Source organism: Prosthecobacter sp. Pr1, assembly GCF_057652315.1.
The window spans coordinates 193500-211392 of sequence record NZ_JBYFBS010000005.1 but is presented as its reverse complement, the minus strand read 5'-3'; the positions used below and the strand labels follow the sequence as shown (position 1 = coordinate 211392).

Annotated in this window: 17 protein-coding genes; 13 read left to right on the top strand and 4 right to left on the bottom strand. The window is 57.6% G+C overall.

Features of this window, described 5'->3' with window-relative positions; all coding sequences use genetic code 11:
• The first annotated feature begins 20 nt into the window (after positions 1 to 20).
• Complete coding sequence (locus AC24GY_RS10515) at positions 21 to 836, top strand: class I SAM-dependent methyltransferase (RefSeq protein WP_487682644.1); 816 nt, start codon at positions 21 to 23, stop codon at positions 834 to 836.
• A gap of 43 nt (positions 837 to 879) precedes the next feature.
• Positions 880 to 2124, top strand: coding sequence for a glycosyltransferase family 4 protein (locus AC24GY_RS10510; RefSeq protein WP_487682642.1), 1245 nt, complete (start codon positions 880 to 882; stop codon positions 2122 to 2124).
• 43 nt (positions 2125 to 2167) lie between these two features.
• On the opposite strand, the gene AC24GY_RS10505 is transcribed toward AC24GY_RS10510, so the two are convergent.
• Positions 2168 to 2368, bottom strand: a complete 201-nt coding sequence (locus tag AC24GY_RS10505; RefSeq protein WP_487682640.1) for a hypothetical protein — start codon at positions 2366 to 2368, stop codon at positions 2168 to 2170.
• 55 nt (positions 2369 to 2423) lie between these two features.
• On the opposite strand from AC24GY_RS10505, the gene AC24GY_RS10500 reads away from it, so the two are divergent.
• The 7 genes from AC24GY_RS10500 (at position 2424) to AC24GY_RS10470 (ending at position 11723) form a co-directional block, all read left to right on the top strand.
• The gene (locus tag AC24GY_RS10500; protein ID WP_487682638.1) at positions 2424 to 3914 is read left to right on the top strand and encodes a hypothetical protein; all 1491 of its coding nucleotides are present in this window, start codon (positions 2424 to 2426) and stop codon (positions 3912 to 3914) included.
• A gap of 55 nt (positions 3915 to 3969) precedes the next feature.
• A complete protein-coding gene (locus tag AC24GY_RS10495) occupies positions 3970 to 4881 on the top strand; it encodes a glycosyltransferase family 2 protein (RefSeq protein ID WP_487682636.1) in 912 nt (303 codons plus the stop codon).
• Positions 4878 to 7187: a glycosyltransferase gene (locus AC24GY_RS10490; RefSeq protein WP_487682634.1), complete on the top strand. Its 2310-nt coding sequence runs from the start codon at positions 4878 to 4880 to the stop codon at positions 7185 to 7187. Before AC24GY_RS10495 ends, AC24GY_RS10490 begins: the two co-directional genes overlap by 4 nt.
• 1 nt (position 7188) lies before the next feature.
• Entirely contained in the window at positions 7189 to 8364 is a 1176-nt protein-coding gene (locus tag AC24GY_RS10485; RefSeq protein WP_487682632.1) for a glycosyltransferase, read from the top strand.
• A 77-nt stretch (positions 8365 to 8441) separates the two neighbouring features.
• Positions 8442 to 9455, top strand: a complete 1014-nt coding sequence (gene gmd, locus AC24GY_RS10480; RefSeq protein WP_487682630.1) for a GDP-mannose 4,6-dehydratase — start codon at positions 8442 to 8444, stop codon at positions 9453 to 9455.
• On the top strand, positions 9455 to 10390 hold the full coding sequence (locus tag AC24GY_RS10475) for a GDP-L-fucose synthase family protein (RefSeq protein WP_487683019.1): 936 nt from the start codon (positions 9455 to 9457) through the stop codon (positions 10388 to 10390). The genes gmd and AC24GY_RS10475 overlap by 1 nt, the downstream gene beginning before the upstream one ends.
• 115 nt (positions 10391 to 10505) lie before the next feature.
• A complete protein-coding gene (locus AC24GY_RS10470; protein WP_487682628.1) occupies positions 10506 to 11723 on the top strand; it encodes a glycosyltransferase family 4 protein in 1218 nt (405 codons plus the stop codon).
• 167 nt (positions 11724 to 11890) lie between these two features.
• Here the strand turns inward: AC24GY_RS10470 and AC24GY_RS10465 are convergent, their stop codons facing one another.
• Together AC24GY_RS10465 and AC24GY_RS10460 are read right to left on the bottom strand one after the other, a co-directional pair.
• Positions 11891 to 12964, bottom strand: a complete 1074-nt coding sequence (locus tag AC24GY_RS10465; RefSeq protein ID WP_487682626.1) for an alpha/beta hydrolase family protein — start codon at positions 12962 to 12964, stop codon at positions 11891 to 11893.
• Positions 12965 to 13379: 415 nt separating this feature from the next.
• The gene (locus AC24GY_RS10460; RefSeq protein ID WP_422314465.1) at positions 13380 to 14075 is read right to left on the bottom strand and encodes a zinc metallopeptidase; all 696 of its coding nucleotides are present in this window, start codon (positions 14073 to 14075) and stop codon (positions 13380 to 13382) included.
• A 138-nt stretch (positions 14076 to 14213) separates the two neighbouring features.
• Here AC24GY_RS10460 and AC24GY_RS10455 point away from each other — a divergent pair, with 138 nt between their 5' ends.
• The 4 genes from AC24GY_RS10455 to AC24GY_RS10440 all read left to right on the top strand — a co-directional run bounded on the left by AC24GY_RS10455 (position 14214) and on the right by AC24GY_RS10440 (position 17386).
• The gene (locus tag AC24GY_RS10455) at positions 14214 to 14948 is read left to right on the top strand and encodes a hypothetical protein (RefSeq protein WP_487682624.1); all 735 of its coding nucleotides are present in this window, start codon (positions 14214 to 14216) and stop codon (positions 14946 to 14948) included.
• A gap of 94 nt (positions 14949 to 15042) precedes the next feature.
• Positions 15043 to 15282, top strand: coding sequence for an acyl carrier protein (locus tag AC24GY_RS10450; RefSeq protein WP_294399132.1), 240 nt, complete (start codon positions 15043 to 15045; stop codon positions 15280 to 15282).
• Positions 15283 to 16101: 819 nt separating this feature from the next.
• Entirely contained in the window at positions 16102 to 16548 is a 447-nt protein-coding gene (tnpA, locus tag AC24GY_RS10445) for an IS200/IS605 family transposase (protein WP_487683016.1), read from the top strand.
• A 676-nt stretch (positions 16549 to 17224) separates the two neighbouring features.
• Positions 17225 to 17386, top strand: coding sequence for a hypothetical protein (locus AC24GY_RS10440; RefSeq protein ID WP_487682621.1), 162 nt, complete (start codon positions 17225 to 17227; stop codon positions 17384 to 17386).
• A 177-nt stretch (positions 17387 to 17563) separates the two neighbouring features.
• On the opposite strand, the gene AC24GY_RS10435 is transcribed toward AC24GY_RS10440, so the two are convergent.
• Entirely contained in the window at positions 17564 to 17887 is a 324-nt protein-coding gene (locus tag AC24GY_RS10435) for a septum formation initiator family protein (protein ID WP_487682619.1), read from the bottom strand.
• Positions 17888 to 17893: the final 6 nt, after the last annotated feature.

Below are 17893 nucleotides of genomic sequence, written 5' to 3'. Positions count from 1 at the left end.
GTTCATTAAATTTTATCTTCATGCGTAAATGGATTAAATTTGTCTTTCATGCTCTTGTTCCAGAGAGAATCAAAGTGCTATTATTGTCAGTGCGATCACGACGATTAAGCCATGCACGGCTCAAGGAGTGGGGGATGCCGCAAGTTAATGATAAGTTGATTCAGACATTTGGGAATAAGTGTATAAATGGACTTTTTCCTGGAATGATCCTGCCCAGTTTTCTTTACTCTGAGCAGATGGGGCCCTTTTTACTTGGAACATATGAGCAGGAAATTGCTTCATGGCTGAAGGCACAGAAAAATCGTAAATTCACATTGGTTATTGATATAGGATCCAAATTTGGTTTTTATGCTGTCGGTTTGGCGCAATGGTTTCCAACTACCAAGGTTATTGCATTTGATACTGATCCATGGGCGCAAAGAATGACACGGCGATTTGCTGAATCCAACAACACACCTAATGTGGAAACGCAAGGTTATTGTTCGCTAAAATGGCTGTCGAGGCATCTTTCTCCCTACTCATTGATCATTAGCGATTGTGAGGGCTATGAGTTTGTTCTCTTTCAGAGAGGGGCGATTCCGAACTTGAACACGGCAACACTAATTGTTGAATCTCATGACCTCCCACCGTGGGAAAAGCATGCCAAACTTATTGAGTCTTTTCAAAGCACACACGAAGTAGAGGAAGTTTCATTTGATACAAGTGATAGGAGTAAGCGTGCTAACGTAGACCTTTCATTTCTAAGCGATTCGGAGCTTTCTTTAGCTGTAGGTGAACCGAGAAGTTCCTTGCAAAAGTGGTTATATTTTCGGCCCAAATTGTTAGATGCAGTGTAAATTTTTTATAACTGCCTGAGTCTTATTGCATTTCTTACTTATTGTGAATATTCTCATCTCTCACCTCACCGGCAACCCCAATAGTTGTGCTGCTGGTGTGGCTTTCGCAGAGGTGGATAGTTTGGCGGCGTTTCATACGACGCTTGTAGTGCCAATGTGGCTGCGACGTGTGATTGCCCGGCTGGGACGGCGCAGTGGAATGGCGCAGCAACGGATGTTCCCTGAATTGCTACATCCCCATCTGCGCGCCCATCCAGCCCGTGAGATGCTGCGCTTGGCCTGCCGAGGATCGGCCCTGCTACGTAAAAGTACTTTGATCAAGCGTCTGGGTTCGCTGGACAAGGTTCTGTGGCGCTTTGATACGGATGTGGCAAAGGCGGTGAGGCGAAGCCAGGGAGTAGATGCTGTTTACGCCTACATGGGCGCAGCTGAGAAGACCTTTGAGGCTGCCAGGCAACGCGGGATCCAGACGATCTACGAACTGCCCACTCCCTACTGGCGTTTTACACGAGACATTGTAGCGCAAGAGGCGGTTCTGCAGCCAGGCTGGGCTTCTACGCTCCCGGCTCTGGAGGCGGCGAGTGCTGCCATGCAGCGGCGGGACAGGGAACTGCAACTGGCAGATCTCATCCTGGTCCCCAGTGCTGTGGTTCGCGACAGTCTGCAACTGGCCCCAGCGTTTCGTGGGGAGGTGTGTGTGATCCCTTATGGATGTCCGGAACCCATTCAAAGTTCAGTGTCTACAGTTGAAAGTTTCACGGAGCCGAGATTGCGTATTCTTTACGTGGGAAGCCTAAACCAAGGAAAAGGGCTGGCCTATCTGGCAGAGGCCATGGATGGTCTGGCTGACGCAGCCACGCTGACCGTGATCGGTTCCCGGACTGCCAGCGTGCCTTCTAAGGCGCTCGACCGCTTTCTTTCCCATCACCGTCATCATGCGGGCTTGTCCCACCATGAGGTGCTGGCAGAGATGTGTAAGCATGACGTTTTGGTGCTCCCAACGTTGTATGAGGGGCTGGCTTTGGTCCTGCTCGAGGCCATGTCCTGTGGACTCACCGTTATCACTACAGAAAATTCCGGGCTTGCAGGCCTGATCGAGGATGGCCGAGAAGGGTTTCTAGTGCCGTTACGAGATCCCGGGGCGATTCGTGACCGGTTGCGACGACTAGCGGACATCCCTGTACTCCTGCAGTCGATGCGCCGCGCCGCGCTGGATTGGAGTCACGGGCATTCTTGGCAGCGTTATCGAGAGCAACTGCGCAAGGTTGTTTTAAACTTCATGGTGTAGACTGGACATCATGCATCTTACACCGAAAGATGAACCTTGGGCATTACTGTGGCATCCGCCCCTGAGTGAAAATTTCCGCTTTAAATATATTGAAATCCGCATCCACGGTTAACTTTTTTCGGCGGAGCAGGAGGGCAGGCTTTCTTTGCGGTGTGATACGTTTTTTGAAACACGAAAGGACAAGAACGATCTTCGAAAGGCCGCAAACACTCTCTTGATTCCCAGTTTGAAGAATGGTTGGCATGATCGAAATATGCTTCAGCTGTGTGAAATTTGTAATCTTTGGTTCCTGAATTGACATGAAACTGACTATCCAACAGATGCTGGTGTTAGGGGGCTTCGCTTCCATCATCATCGTCTTTCTATCGATGATGAACTGGCGGCGAGCCGTGCATGCCGCGTTGATTGTGGCCTTGCTGGAAGGGGCCATACGCAAGTGGGTTTTTCCGCAGGGCTCCGAACTGGTGTACTTCTTCAAGGACATCATTCTCCTGGGGGCTTACCTCAAGTTTTTCCTGTTTCCCGATCCGGATACCCGCGCCTGGCGGTTGCGGGTGCCGGGCACTTTCATTTTTTGCGTTTTTGTTTCGTTGTTAATTTTTGGGGCGTTCAACCCGAATATCGGCTCGCTGCTTCTAGCGATTTATGGGCTCAAAATCTACCTCTGGTATGTGCCTCTTGCCTTCATGATTCCGCTCTTGTTCAAGAATGAACAACACATGACGACGCTGTTGTTTCGCTACTCTCTATTCGCCATCCCCATCTGTTTGCTCGGTGTCGCACAATTCTTCGCGGGCCCAGATTCTCCCCTCAATACCTACGCCACGAGCGAATACGGTGGAGTGAAGTCTGTAGCTACTTTTGGCGCGGGACAGGCGGCCCGTGCTCGAATCACGGGGACCTTCTCCTACATTGGCGGTCATGCCGTCTTTGTGACCGTCTTTTTTATCATCTCCTTGTGTCTTTTTACGGCAATGTCTGGGAAGAAGCAGATGGTGTTGTTGTTCGCCAATCTGCCATTGTTGTTAGCCAACGCTTTTATGACCGGCTCTCGTGGCACAGTTCTTTTCCTTTTAGTAATTGGAGGGGTGGTTGGTTTAACTTCCGCCATGATGAATATCGGTAAAAATAAAAGTACATTTCTGTATTTGATCATGGCCATTGTCGTGTCGATAGCTGGGGTGAGCATATTTTTCGAAAAAGCCGTTCAGGCCTTCGAAATTCGGAGGAAAACCGCCGATGATTCTACGGCGGGTCGGATCTGGCATCCTGCGTGGGCAGTTTTAGAGGCTGCCAAAGAGGTGGATATCATGGGGTTTGGTATCGGCATGTCCCACCCAGCTTCGAATGGGATTCGGAATGCTCTCCACATAGATCAGCCCAAACGAGTTTGCCCGCTGTATGATGCCGAAACTGGGCAAGTACTTGCGGAACTGGGATGGTTTGCATTTCTGATGTGGTATGGTTTTCGAGTGATGATGCTCTTTCATTGTTGGGAGGCTTTTAAACGCTTTCCTCCCTCAGTGTATCGTTCGTTGGCGCTTGGCTTCTTTTGCTATCATCTTGTGATGATGCCCGCTGGCATGACTTTGAACCACACGGCCAATGTTTTCCTTTGTGCCACCTGGGGATTCTGTCTGATCCCCCGTCTGGAGTGCATCGTGCGCCGCCGGAATGGGGCAGTTAACTCTACTCCAAATGATAGGCTTGCTGAACCATCGTTGCCCGCCAGGCGGGGGCGGGGTGTGCCCAGCACCCAGCCGGGCCGCGGGATCCATTCGGTCCGATGAGAGGTTCCCGCCGCAGATGGTCCGTGGCTGCAACTCCCCAAGGGGAGCGAGCATCATGGATGCCAAACCCAATGCATTGGAGGCAATGATCATACCCATCAGCGTGGCGGTGCCTGCCTGCAGACGGTCTGACCAGTTGCGTGCGACCCTGATCCGTCTGCAGGCATGCACCCCGCCGCCAGCAGAAATTCTGGTGCACCTGGACGGCAATGACAACGGATTGCGTGCGCTGGTGACAAGGGAATTTCCACAGGTGCGGCTGCTACACTCAAGCGCGCTCGTTGGCCCTGGCGGGGCGCGGAACCGATTGATGCAGGAGGCTCTCTGTCCGTGGGTGGCGCACTTTGACGACGATTCCTTTCCGCAGGACACGGACTACTTTGCCAAGGCCTGGAAACTGATCTCAGAACTGCCTGAGACAGCCGTGTTTTGTGCCAGTATCCTGCCCCTTGAGTCACCGGACCCGCAAGGTCTGTGGCGGCAGGCGTTTTACCCAGGCTGCGGCCATCTGATGAACCGGGACTGGTTCCGGCGCACACGGGGTTACCTGCCGGTGCCGATCGCGTATAATCTGGAGGAGGTGGATGTAAGCTTGCAACTGCATGAGTTGGGCGGGCTGTGCCTGCAATCCGGTGAACTCAGAGTCTTTCATGACCATTTGCCACCCGAACGAGAGGATGAAATCACCCAGGTGGCGATGATGATCAATACCGTGATTTTTCCTCTGCTGCGTTACCCCATGGCAATGTGGCCACAGGCTGGCGGCAGTATTCTGCGGCGCCTGCTGCAGCTCTCACTAAGAGGGGAGTGGCGTGTCATCCGGCGATCGTTGCGGACGCTTCCTGCCGCCATTGTTCAATATCTCCCTCTGCGTGCGCCCGTGTCATTTGCGGGTGTCCTATCCTGGTTGTTGCTGCGTCGTTTGCCCCTTCGGGTGGCGGTAGTTTCTTCGCCTGCGTCTTCATGACAGATCCCGCTTTCCATGCCCAAGACAATGACAAGCAGGAGACGCCGCGCTTTTCCGTTTGCGTGGTGACCTATCTGACTTCGCCTTACCAAGTGGAGTTCTTCAATGCGATCGCCGCCGGTGGCGAGATCGTTTTGCGTGTTATCTACCTCCGGCGACAGCATGGCGAGCATCCTTGGGGCCGGGTGGAACTGCTGCATGAGCATCTGGCACTGGAAGGTCAATTTGAGGTGACCGGCGAAGCTTTCCGTTGGATTTTGGCTGCCGACCTGACGGTGTGCAATTACTACACCCACTGGTTCGCACTGGCGGCCCTCCACCTCCGCCACTTGAGCGCACGCCCTTGGGTGTTCTGGGGCGAGCGTCCGGGCTTTCTGCGCCTCGGGTGGCTGGGCCGTCTGGCACGCAGGCTGCTGCTCTATCCGATCGCGAAAAGTGAAGCGCCGATTTGGGCGATAGGGCGAGCCGGGGTGGCGGGCTATCTGAGTGATTGGGGGGCAACGAAAACCTATGTGAATCTGCCCTACTTTTCGGGTCTGCAGCGCTTCCGCTGTCAACCGCGTCAGGTGCGGGGCAAGGAACGTGTGGTGCTGTATTCAGGCCTGCTGAATTCACGCAAGGGCGTGCTAGGTCTGGCCGAGGGGTTTCGAGCCGCCGCAAGGGACCACCCCCATCTGCGACTGATCATTCTCGGGTCCGGTCCATTGGAGAAACAGATGCGTCAGATCCTCTCATCGGTGGCCGGTCAAGTGTCGTGGGAGGGATTTCGCGAGTGGCATGAAATTCCTGCTTTCTATGCACGGGCGGATGTGCTGTGCCTGCCCACGCGTCATGATGGATGGGCAATGGTGGTGCCTGAGGCGCTGGCGGCCGGCCTGCCGGTCATTACCACGGTGGATGCCGGTGCGGCATTGGAACTCGTGACCCACGAGGTGAATGGCTGGCTGCTCCCGAATTCTGAAGCCAAAGCGATCGAGGGAGCCCTGCGCCGGCTGGCGGAACTTCCAGCTGATGAGCTGGATCAGGCTAGTTCTGCCGCACGTGAGAGCGTAAGTGATCATACTTTGGATGAAGGCCGCAGGCGCTTCGTGGCTGCCACCCGTGAGGCCATGGCGACGTTTCATTGCCGCCGTACAGATTCGCAGCGCAGGGCTCTGCATTTGCTGCTCACCGGAACCTATGCGCCGGACGGTCTACGAAGCATGAAGCGCTATGTTGACCTCGTAGAGTCGGTGACACAAACCTTTGCAGACTCTGTCGAACGAGTGGATCCGCCTGTGGTGCTGGGGGGCAGGTCTTGGATGCCTGCGCATGTGCAGAAGGTTCTTGGCTTTGCCGACAAATACGTATTCTTCCCTCTTTTCTTGCGTGGCCATGCCAGCTACCAAGCCATGAAAGGGATTCAATGCGTCATTCATGTTACCGATCAGGGATTGGGACCGTTGATTCCATGGCTGGCTGGCTTTCGTGTGATCGTAACTGTACATGATTTGATCGCCGTGAGAGCTGCCATCGGTGACATCCCTAGCATAAGCCGTGCGGGTTGGTGGAGGGGTGGGTTTCAAAGGTATATTTTCTGGGCGCTGCGGTTTCCTTCCACCCTCGTCTGTGTCTCCGAGAAGACACGTCAGGACTGTGAGCGTCTGGTGGGGCATGAACATCGTTTTCATGTGGTGCTGAACCCACTCGATCCGGAGTTCGACACACAGGTCGAAGCTGCGGCGCCTCCGAATCTGCCGGTCAACTTTTTGCTGCATGTCGGCAACGGGCTCTGGTACAAAAACCGTGTGGGGGTGTTGCGTATTTATGCCGCCCTCATTCAACGCATGAGTCTGGCTGCGATGCCGGAGATGGTGATGATGGGAGACCCCGCCACCGAGATTGAGCGACAACTGGTCGCAGAATTGGGAATCGGTGACCGTGTCATCTGGTTGGCTCGACCACCTACCTCATGGATCGTGGCGGCCTATGACAGGGCTCAGGCACTGATTTTCCCCTCGCTTGAAGAGGGCTTTGGCTGGCCTGTGCTTGAGGCCATGTCGCGTGGATGCCTAGTCTTCACCTCCAACCAACCACCGCTGACAGAAGTTGGTGGAGATGTCATTGAATACATTGATCCTGAAAATTGCGAAAGTGCAGCAGCGATGATCGCAGATTGTCTGCGGAAAGATGAGACATGGCGCCAGCAGCAGTCCCTGAAAGGCCGATTACGGGCCCAGGAATTTTCAGTCGAGCGTTTTTCGATGCAGATGAGCAAGGTCTATGAAAGCGTGCTGAACCCACTGCAAAACGAGCTGGCTCAATAGCATGAAATTGTCGATCATTCACGGCATCCACTCCATAGATCCCGATCATGGCGGTACGACGGAGGCCGTAAGGCTGCTGGCGTGGACGTCGGATTTGGTGACATCGACGGTGGTGAGCTCGGATGATCCGAAAACTGGCTGGGGCAGTGAGTGGTCCTGCCCGGTGCGTTTGCTGGGACCGGCGAAAACCAAGTTTGGCTGGACGCCGAACTGGGAGGCCGGGCTGCGAGATCTGCTGCAACCGGGCGCTGTCGTCGTGGTGCATGGTCTCTGGCAATATCATGCTCTGGCGGCAGCCAGGGCGGCGCGAGCAGCGAATGTGCCGGTGATCATTTATCCCCATGGCATGCTGGACCCTTGGGCGCTCAGGCAGTCGAGGTGGCTGAAATGGGCTGTTTGGTGGGCATTCAACCGACAAGTGTTCAGGCAGGCGGCTTGCGTATGCTTTACCACGGAGGATGAGCGCCGCCTGGCCGCACCCAAGCTGGGGAAGATTCGCGGAGAGCAGGTGATTGTGCCGCTTGGGGTTGAAGAGCCGCCGGATTCAACGGAGGTGCTGAAAGCCGAGTTTGAGAGCGCCCATCCCTCCCTGGCTGGAAGGAGGGTGTTTTTGTTCCTTGGCCGGCTCCATCCCAAAAAGGGGTGCGACCTGCTTCTTCAAGCCTTCGCTCGCTGGCAGGAGACTGATGATCCTGGCAAGTCTGTGCATCTTCGCTTTGTGGGGCCGCCGTATGCGGCTCATTACAGGGAAGAGCTCGAAGGACTATGCACCTCGCTTGGGTTGAAAATCGGTGTGGACGTGTCTTTTGCAGGCGGAGTGACAGGACGCGACAAATGGCGTGAACTGGCCGCCGCTGAAGTGCTGGTGCTGCCGTCGCATCAGGAGAATTTCGGGATCGTGGTGGCGGAGGCGCTGGCGTGTGAAGTTCCGGTGCTGCTGTCCGACAAGGTGAATACGGCACCTTTCATTGCAGAACATGGCGCTGGTTTGGTTGCTGACGACACCGTGATTGGCACCCTGCAGTTGTTGCAGGGGTGGTCACGCAAATCCGCTGATGAGAAGATGATCACCAGACGGCTGGCGCGTCAGTTGTATGTGACGCAGTTTGCCATTGAAACCGCACGCAGACGCTTTCTTGAAGTCGCAGAGGTGACAGCGGCCAAAGGATGCCGCTAGGCGTTGAGAGCGTCCTTGGTTGTTTATTCGTCTGAAACGGTTGGTGCCAGACCAGATTCATTGATTAATCTATCAAAATGAAAAAAGCACTCATCACCGGCATCACGGGGCAGGACGGTTCGTATCTGGCGGAACTGCTGCTGGCCAAGGGGTATGAGGTGCATGGAGTCATCCGCCGCTCCTCCAGTTTCAACACGGGACGCATTGACCACATTTACCAGGATCCGCATGTGGCTGGAGCGCGGCTGATTTTGCATTACGGGGACCTCGCTGATGCGGTGCAGATGGTGAAGCTGTTGTATGAACTGCAGCCGGATGAAATCTACAACCTCGGGGCGCAATCGCATGTGAAGGTGTCGTTCGACATCCCTGAATACACGGGGGATGTGGACGGGCTGGGCACGTTGCGCATTTTGGAGGCCATCCGTGAATCAGGACTGATGAAAAAGACGCGCTTCTACCAGGCCTCATCTTCGGAGATGTTTGGCAAGGTGCAGGAGGTGCCGCAGACGGAGAAGACGCCGTTCTGGCCGCGTTCGCCGTATGGCTGTGCCAAGGTCTTTGCCCACTGGCTCACGGTGAACTATCGGGAGAGCTACGGTCTGCATGCGTCCAGCGGCATCCTGTTCAATCATGAATCGCCGCGCCGCGGGGAGACGTTTGTCACACGCAAGATCACCCGTGCCGCCACGCGCATCAAACTGGGCCTGCAGGACAAGCTCCATCTGGGCAATCTCGATGCGAAACGCGACTGGGGCTTTGCCGGTGAGTATGTGGAAATGATGTGGCTCATGCTGCAGCAGGAGCAGCCGGATGATTATGTCATCGCGACAAATGAAACCCACAGCGTGCGCGAGTTTTGCCAGGAGGCGTTTGGGCTCCTCGGTCTCGACTGGGAGCAATACGTGATGCATGACGCCCGCTACGAACGCCCTGCCGAGGTGGATCTGCTCATCGGCAATCCGGAGAAGGCCCGCAGGCAGCTTGGCTGGGAGCCCAAGGTGAGGTTCAAAGAGCTGGTGAAAAAAATGGTGGACGCCGATCTTCTGCTGGCTGAACACGAGGCCAGAGTGAAACGTATTGAAGCATGATGAAGCTGTTTATTTCCGGGCATACAGGCATGGTGGGGAGCGCGCTGGTGCGGCGTTTCCAAAAAGTTGCAGGCGTGACGCTCGTCACGCGCACACGGCAGGAACTCAATCTGTCTGATCAGGCGGCGGTCGCGGCCTTTTATCAGGCTGAAAGGCCGGATGCAGCGATCATCGCGGCTGGCAAAGTGGGCGGCATTCACGCCAACAGCACCTATCCCGCCGAGTTCATTTATGAAAACCTGGCCATTGCGACGAACTGCATCCACGGTGCCTGGAAGGCCGGGGTGAAGCGTCTTCTGTTTCTCGGCAGTTCCTGCATTTACCCGAAGCTGGCTCCGCAGCCCATGCCGGAGGATTGCCTGCTCACCTCGGCGCTGGAGCCGACCAATGAGGCCTACGCCATCGCCAAGATCGCGGGGCTCAAGATGGCCGAATACTACCGCAAGCAGTATGGCGTGGTCTATCACTCCGCCATGCCGACGAATCTGTACGGCCCCAACGACAATTACCATCCGCAGAACTCCCATGTGATGCCGGCTTTGATCCGGCGCTTTCATGAGGCGCGGATGTCGGATCTGCCCGAAGTGGTGGCCTGGGGCACCGGCCGGCCGCAGCGCGAGTTCCTGCATGCGGATGATCTGGCGGACGCCTGCGCCTTTCTGCTGCAATTGGAAAATCCGCCGGACTTGGTCAACGTCGGCTGTGGCACGGATGTGACGATTCGTGAACTGGTGGAGATGGTGGCCGAAGTGGTGGGTTACAAGGGACGGATCGTCTGGGACAAATCCAAGCCGGATGGCACGCCGCGCAAACTGCTGGACACCACGCGCTTGAACCAGCTCGGCTGGCAGCCTCGCATCTCGCTCAGAGACGGGCTGGAGCAGACCTATGCATCTTTCATGGAGGAGATGCGGTCCAACCGCCTGCGCGGCTAAGAATCGCGTTCATCAAGCTGCGCTGCGGGTTGCGGCGCAGACGTAGCCTTGGATTCAGCGGGTGTTATTCCGCGACGTTCCACATTCTGAGGTGCGAGTGTCAGTTTGCCAAGCCATGAAAATCCTTCTGCTCAACCAGTGCTTCCATCCGGATCACGTGGCCACGGCGCAGCACCTCACGGATCTGGCGCATGAACTGGTCAAAAGCGGCCATCAGGTGACGGTGGTGGCAGCGTCGCGTGGCTATGACAATCCGGAGCTTCGGTATCCGGTGCGCGAGACTTGGCACGGCATCGACATCCGCCGCATCTGGACGCCGGGCCTTGGCAAGAAAGCCAAGTGGCGTCGTCTGGTGGATTTCGCCATCTTCTGGGGCAATGCCACACGCATCCTGCTGTTCATGCCCCGGCAGGACGTCACGGTCTGCCTGACTTCGCCGCCGCTCATCTCCACGCTCGGCACGGTGGTGGCCAAGCTCAAAGGCGGCGCGGTGGTGCCTTGGGTGATGGATTTGAATCCGGATGAAGCCGTGGCTGCCGGCTGGCTGAAGGCCGGGGGCATCGTCGAACGCACGCTCACGTTCATCCAAAACTGGAGCTTCCGGCGTGCCTCACGCATCATCGCGCTGGACCGCTTCATGGCGGAGCGCCTGATGGCCAAAGGGGTGAGCGCTGAGGTGATTCATACCGATGCGCCGTGGTCGCACGATCAGGCGATTCAGTACGACGTGGCCGCACGCGATGCCTTCCGGGCTGAGCACGGGCTCGCGGGCAAGTTCGTCGTCATGTATTCCGGCAATCACAGCCCCTGTCATCCGCTGGATGCCGTGCTGGCTGCGGCGGAAGAGATGCAGGGGGAGGAGCGGCTGCACTTCCTGTTTGTCGGCGGTGGCAGCGAGTTCAAAAAGGTGCAGGCATTTGCGAAAGAGAAGGCGCTCAAAAACATCACCTGCCTGCCGTATCAGCCGATGGAAAAATTGTCGGGTTCGCTGTCAGCGGCAGACCTTCATCTGGTGGTCATGGGGGATCCTTTTGTGGGCATCGTGCATCCCTGCAAGATCTACAACATCCTCACGCTCGGCATTCCATTCCTCTTCATCGGTCCGGATCAAAGCCACGGCGCTGACCTTGCGCGGCGGCTCAATCAGCCGGTGCACGGGCGTGTGGCTCGCAACAGGGATGTGCCTGCCATCGTGCAGCAGATCCGCGATGCCATGTCCCTCGGCACGCAGCCGGTCAATGCGGCGGCCAGGGCCCTCGGCGCGGAGTTTTCCCACTCGGTGCTGTGCCCCCGGCTGGTGCGCGTCATTGAGCAGGCGGGTACGCGGCATTAGACTTGTGCTTGGACGTAGGATGGGTGTGGCGACAGCCCGCCCGTCCATGAGCGCTCTGAAAACACTCGGGTCTGTGAGCGTCCTCGCAGTCGGGCGGTTTGGCGGAGGGACTGGGGGCGTGGCAATGTCTTCGACGCCAAACACGCCCAACCTACGGGCAGAGCCGTCTACTGAGCAGGCTGCAGCACGCGCTTGATGAGCTCGTAGCTGGCAAAGCGTTCGGTGTCGGGGAAGTCGTGATCGGAGTCGGGGTGGGCGATTTGCAGGTGTGACTCCGCCTTGAGCAGTCTGAACAAGGGCAGAGCTGCGTCTGCAATTCGGTCCACGCTCTGCCAGCGGAAGTTAGCATCCCGCAGCGGGGCATTCACAAAAACGTGGCGCGGGGCGAGGCAGGCGATGAGTTCGTAGTGGTCCCAGGGGCAGTCCTGCGGGTGGCCGAGGTAGTCCGCCATGCGCAGCATGTAGCGCTCCTGCACGTAGCCCTTGATGTTGCCGCCGTAGTAGTCCAGCAGCGAATCAAAGCCGCAGCTGGAGACGATGACCTGGATGCGGTCGTCAAACACGGCGGTGAAGATGGCATTGTGCCCGCCGAGCGAGTGGCCGATGGCGGCGTAGCCGTGGCTGCGATCCACGTAGGGCAGGGAATCCAGGTAGTCGAGGCCGCGCAGATTGTCCCAGATGGCCTTCATCGTGCCGCTGGGCATGTGCAGGGCTTTCAGATTGGGCTGGTAATCCGCCAGCAGCGGATAGCTGGGCGAGAGCGTGACGAAGCCGCGCTCGGCCAGTTCCTGCGCGTACTGCCGGTGTGGTTTGCCACCCAGGCCCACAACCACTTTGAAGCCGATTTTGTTTTCCGTGGGGTGCAGGCAGAGCACCGCCGGGGTTTTCGTGCCTGCCAGCGCTGTTTTGGGAATGCACAGGTAGGCGGTGACCTTGCCGCCGGGCTGGGAGGTGTAGGTGATGAGCCTGCGCACATAGCTGCCGCAGTCGGTTTCCTCCACGATCTGCGGCTCCAGCGCGCAGCGCAGCTCCGGGCCGGGCAGGGGCCCCGCGACCTGCTGAAACCCTGCCAGCGCCTCCGCACGGCGGCCCGTCCATTCAGCGGCGCTGGTGGCTACCTTGGTCGTGCCATCCTTGGCATGGTATTCGAGGAGGTTCGTGCGGCTCAGTCCGCGAATCGGTGGAACATCCTCCGCATAGGCGAGGCATGGCAGGGCGAGGGCAAATAAAACGCGGCGCATGGGAGCCATACGCCGCGTGTGGGAGGTTTGTTAGGCGGTATCTTTGCAAATCAAAGGAGTCCCATGCAGCCGGGGGAAAAGACGTGCTGTTCACCGCAGCAAGGACGGCGCAGCTTTTTGAGCGCCTGCGACGCGACAGACCCGAAATCACGGACGCGCACAACGCGTCCCTACCATCCCTTTTCGCACAACGCGTCCTTACCTCCCTTTTTCGCGCGTAGCACCCTGCAGGCTGGTAGGGATGCGTTGTGCGCGTCCCTGGAATTCTTCGTCCCTGCGCGGGCTGCTGCCTATGGCATTCTCCCTCCTTCCAAAAGCTTTCTTCTGCATCGCTTCCGCTGCCTTTAACGCCTGCCCCCCGCATCTCTCCTGCGGAGGGCGTGCTATTTGCATAGACACCGTCTAGCGTGCAGGCTCACTCATCCCGCCGGTTCCCGCCGAGCAGCATCATGGCGTAGTAGAGGAAGGTGCCCAGCGCGCTGATGAAGGCGGCCACGTAGGTCAGTGCGGCGGCGTCCAGCACTTTGCTCATCGCGGCGGTTTCCTCGCCGGGAGCCACGGCGCCTGTGCTGGCCAGCACGCGCTTGGCACGGGCCGTGGCGTCAAACTCCACCGGCAGCGTGATCAGCTGAAACAGCATCACCACGCCAAAGCACAGGGCCAGGATGGGCAGGGCGATCTTCGGCGCAAAGTAGATCAGGCCAAAGCCGACGAAGGGAATGATCTGCCCGGCGATGGTGGTGATGCCCACCGCCGCCATGCGCCACTGCAGCGGGGCGTAGAGCTGCTGGTGCTGGATGGCGTGGCCGCACTCATGCGCAGCCACCCCCAGCGCGGCCACGTTGGTGCCGTAGTAGTTTTCTTCGCTGAGCATGAGCTGCTTGTTCGAGGGATCGTAATGATCGCTGAGCTGCCCGCGGATCGGGTTGATGGTCACATCACGGATGCCGTTGATGTCCAGGATGCGCTGGGCGATCTGCGCTCCCGAGAGCCCGGAGCGTGCCGGCACCTGTGAATACCGTGCATAGGCGCTCTTCACGCGCCAGGAGGCATAGACGGACAGCGCCATCGTGCCAAGGAACAGCAGGAGGTAGAGAGGATCAAAGTACATGGTTCTTGAATGGGGTTGCCATTAATTACGCACACCATGCCCGTTTGGGCATCCCACGGGCATTGCAAAAGTGCGCGTAGTTTGTCACACAAAATCCCGTGTTGCTTCCCCACGAGGCTGCGATTGAGTCAGTCGTTCATGGAAACCGCCCCCACCACTCCCGCATCGGCCTCGGAGCCCATCCTCTGCCGCGTTACATCCTGGTACTACCGCCGCATGGGCATGCTGGCCGCGCTGTTCCTGATCTTCGGCCTCGTGTTTCTCCATGACGGCATGAGGGGCTATCCGCAGGAGCTGGCCATCGCGCAGGAGAAAGAGAAGTTCATGAAGGAGTTCCTGCCCTCGTTTGAAGCCGCCAAGAAAGAAGGGCGCCTCCCGCAGTGGATGGAGGATGCCAAAGCCAGGGGCATGCCCACCGGCGTGGACGGGGATTCACCCCGCTGGAAAAGCTACGCCGCGAAGAAGGGCTGGAAAGAGGAGCCCAAGCTCTACAGCGAGCGTGAGATCGCCGAGCAGTTTTATTATGGCTACGGTTGCTTTGTCGGGGCGCTGATCGCCGGCATCCTGATCCTGCGGAATCGCGGCAAGGTGCTGCGTGGCGAAGCCGACCACTGGGTGTCCCCCGAGGGTGCGCAGATCCGCTACGCCGATGTCTTTCGCGTGGACAAGCGCAAGTGGGAGCACAAAGGGCTGGCCTATGCGTGGTATCGCACGCAGGCCGGCGCGGAAAAGCGTGCGGTGATCGACGATCTGAAATACGGCGGCGCAGACAAGGTGCTGGAGCGTTTGCTGTCTCGTTTCAGTGGTGAATTGATTGAAAAAGTCAGCGAAAAAGCAGCCCCAGAATCCACATCTGCGGAGAAGGAAAAATAATGGCACTAGTTTGAGTTTGAAAAAGGCGGGAATTTCCCCTTGCCAAAGCAAATGCAGCCGCTAAAGCTCCGCCCCATCCCAACACCCCCAATCTATGGCAGAGAACATCACAGAAAAAGTTAGAGACATCATCGTTGAACAGCTTGGCGTGAATCCCGAGCAGGTCACCCAGGAAGCCAAGTTCATCGAAGATCTCGGTGCCGACTCACTCGACACCGTCGAGCTGGTGATGGCCTTCGAGGAAGAATTCGGCATCGACGTCCCTGACGAAGAGGCTGAGAAGCTTCAGTCCGTGGGCGACGTCGTCCGCTACGTCGAAGAAAACGCCGAGTAATACCGGCCTTTTTTAGAACTTCAAAAACAGCCAAGTGGTTCATTCCGCTTGGCTTTTTTGTTGTGGGGTGGCGGTGCTGGGGTGGGTGGCGGGGCGCTGCCTCACAGGAGCGCGGAATTGATTCCGCAGCATTGATTCGCTTCGCTCCCCTTCGGGCTCCCTGCGGTCGTCTATCTCGCTTCGCTCGGTTCCGCAAGCACCCATGCCGCCGCTTTTGCCTCCAGCACCGCCGTTCTAAAGCGTGTGCCGTCCACATGGTAATGCCGCAAACAAGCTGATCCTCGGCTTCAAGAGATGGATTCGTGAGCAAGAGTCTGGCGCTTCGGCGGAGTGCTGCGGAATAAATTCCGCGCTCCTGCCGCGTTTTTGGAGTGCGGTCGCGCAGTGAGGAACGAACGCAGCTACCGCTTTCGACGTGCTGCACGGCTCACGCATGCCACCAGTTGTTCGAAGGCGGGAGCCGGTGGTTCTTCGCCAGCCGGTCAGGTCACGCCCATCACGAGACGTTCGAAAGCGGCAGCTTCACCCTTTCAGGGGTGCGCAGCCGCACTCCAAAAAACCCTCGCGTGTCCACGTCGCCACATGGACTGCGGTCGCGAAGTGAGTAACGAACGCATCCCCCTCCTGCCGATGGCGGAGCCATCCAAGCCTGTAGCGAGGGGTTGAGCGTAGCGACACCCCTCGAACAACGTACACACCACCTGCAAATCCACGCGCATCGCGTAGCGATGCCAGCACGAGTGCCTCACAGTCGCCTGGCACCTCCCGAGGCGGCGTGGGGTTGAGTCCCGGAGTACCCGAGGCATGATGAATCGCGTCATGCCAAACACCTACACCAGCCTGCATTACCACATCGTTTTCTCCACGAGGAACCGCGAGCCGTGGATCTCCCGCGAATGGCGCCCGCGTTTGTTTGAGTATCTCGGCGGAACGCTGCGTGGGATGGGCGCGCATTCACACGAGGTCGGCGGCGTGGCGGATCATGTTCATCTCGTGGTGTCGCTGAAGCCCACGCACATGATCGCGAAGGTGCTTCAGGAGTTGAAGAAGGCGTCCTCCATTTGGGTGCATGAGGAGATGCACGTGCCGGAATTCGCCTGGCAGGACGGCTACGCGGCCTTCACGGTGAGCGCGTCCGTGCTGCCTGAGGTGCTGGCGTATGTGCGCGGGCAGGAGGAGCACCATCGCACGCGCAGTTTTCGGGAGGAATTGGAGATCATGTTGCGGAAATCCGGCGTGCGTTTTGAGCCGAAGTATCTGGACTGAAGGAGCGTGGAGGGAGGTGCCGTTTGAGGCGGCGTGGTTTTGAGGACGCTCGTGCTGGCATCGCTACGCGATGCCGGTGCCTTGATGGGGCGTGATGCGTGGGGTCGAGGGGTGTCGCTCCGCTCAACCCCTCGCTACAGGCTGGGATGGCTCCGCCATCACTGAACGGCAAGGTGCCGCTGGGGCTGCGGCGCTCCTCCGATTCCTGCATTCCGCATCAGAACCCATGGAGAGCTTTTGACTCCCATTGCAGGGTGGCATTTTCAGTCAAGATGATGATGCCACACCCGCACGTATTCTTGCTGCCTGCTCCCCGAGCCGGAGGCTCGAAAGATATTAGCCGGTGGTGAAGCGAGGCTTGCCGAGCGAGAACCACCGGATCACGCAAACCACACCCCGGGGCTCAAGGCCGCATGCCGGAGGTATGCGAGAGCCGTGCGCGGACTCCTCGCTTGCGCTGGGCGGTTGAACGCTTCTCGCCTACCACCGGCATGCGGCTCCGAGCAGGGTGGTTTCATGGACATAATCCGGTGGTTCGAAAGCTTGGGTAGCTTTTACAAATTCAGTGTGCAAAATGCCTGGTATGAATGGTGTTAACTGAGTGTCATTCTTGCCAGGCATTTTGTGCTCAGTAATCAAACCGTAGCTTCAACTAATGGATAGTAAATATGCAGGCATGACAGTTAATGAACGTCTTTACGTGAGTGGATTGCTCGATGAGTTTGAGAAAGCCGTCGGCGAGAAAAACACTGAAGAAGCTGCCCGCATTCTAATGGAAGTGGAACTCACAGAAGCTAACTTAAAGCCAATTCTGGAAAAATGGGGGCTATTCAAATGAAGCGTGATTATGAACCCACGAGCCAACCCATAGCGCGGAACGTGCCAGCCTAGGGGATGCTTCCGTCTGTACTTGATCGTCCAGCTTTGCTTTCAGTTTTTGCTGCTCGCGGCCTTCAAGGCAGAGGAATGGGTATGATTGCCCCGTGTCCTTTGCGGGGAGGCGGCGCAGTGCCTCTCAAAACCTCAGCACAAACTCGCCTTCCTTCTGCAGGTGCAGGCGGTCACGGGCGGCCATTTCGAGGTAGGCGTTGTCGTTTTTGATCCACTCCATGCGGCGCAGGAGCTTGTCGCGGTCGGTTTGCAGCACGTTGCGCTGCTCTTTGAGCATTTCCAGCTTCACGCGCATCGCGTTCTGCGTGTCGATGGGGTTGTCGCACAGGACATACACCACGGGCACAATGAGCAGCAGCAGGACGAAACGGGCCACCTTGAGGAATGCGCGCACCCAGCCTTCCCAGCGGGACTGGGGTTCGGATGCGCGCACTTCTCGGTAGTTCATAGAGTC